Annotated in this window: 2 protein-coding genes; one reads left to right on the top strand and one right to left on the bottom strand. The window is 47.4% G+C overall.

The genetic code is table 11. The features are described from left to right. Positions 1–176 (top strand): tellurite resistance TerB family protein (locus GMA8713_RS27185; RefSeq protein WP_198159616.1); only part of this gene is annotated, 176 nt, incomplete at its 5' end. A 6-nt stretch (positions 177–182) separates the two neighbouring features. Here GMA8713_RS27185 and GMA8713_RS26350 read toward each other — a convergent pair. Further along, positions 183–568 (bottom strand): 3'-5' exonuclease (locus GMA8713_RS26350; protein ID WP_062715594.1); only part of this gene is annotated, 386 nt, incomplete at its 5' end.

Below are 568 nucleotides of genomic sequence, written 5' to 3' on the forward strand. Positions count from 1 at the left end.
AATTACGTGAGCTCTCGCAAGATACGCGATATGAACTTATCAAGGCGATGTGGCAAGTGGCGCACTCGGACGGTGAGATAGACCCACTCGAAGAGGCGGTGATCCGCAAAGCGGCAGAATTATTGTATGTCGACCACAGTGAATTTATCCGCGCTAAACTTTCCGCTCAAAAATAGAGCGGATTACAACATTGTTAACGCCAATTTCGCAAGGTTGTAGGCATCCACATAAGCGGAGTGCTGTCGCCCTTCCCACTCAATACCTTGCGCTTCTTGTGCGGCGCGGTGACCAATACGTTTTTCTTTCATTCTCTGCTGAATACGGTAGAGCGTTGCTAGGTTGATGAACTCGCTAAAAGGCATAACGATCCCCTTCTGCCCACATTCTTTAGCTAAAATTTGGTCATCACGCCCCCACGAAACATAAATCTTATTTGGGCCGCCAAAGTTCTTAACCATTGATTGAATGACACCTGCGAGTGGTCGCCCCTGTTTTTCAATTTTACGCGGAGTTATCCCGGTTAACTCACTACAAAACAGCGAAATTTCGTCTTGCTCTGGCCTGACAT

The organism is Grimontia marina, assembly GCF_900060185.1.
In the GTDB taxonomy this organism is placed as follows: domain Bacteria; phylum Pseudomonadota; class Gammaproteobacteria; order Enterobacterales; family Vibrionaceae; genus Enterovibrio; species Enterovibrio marinus.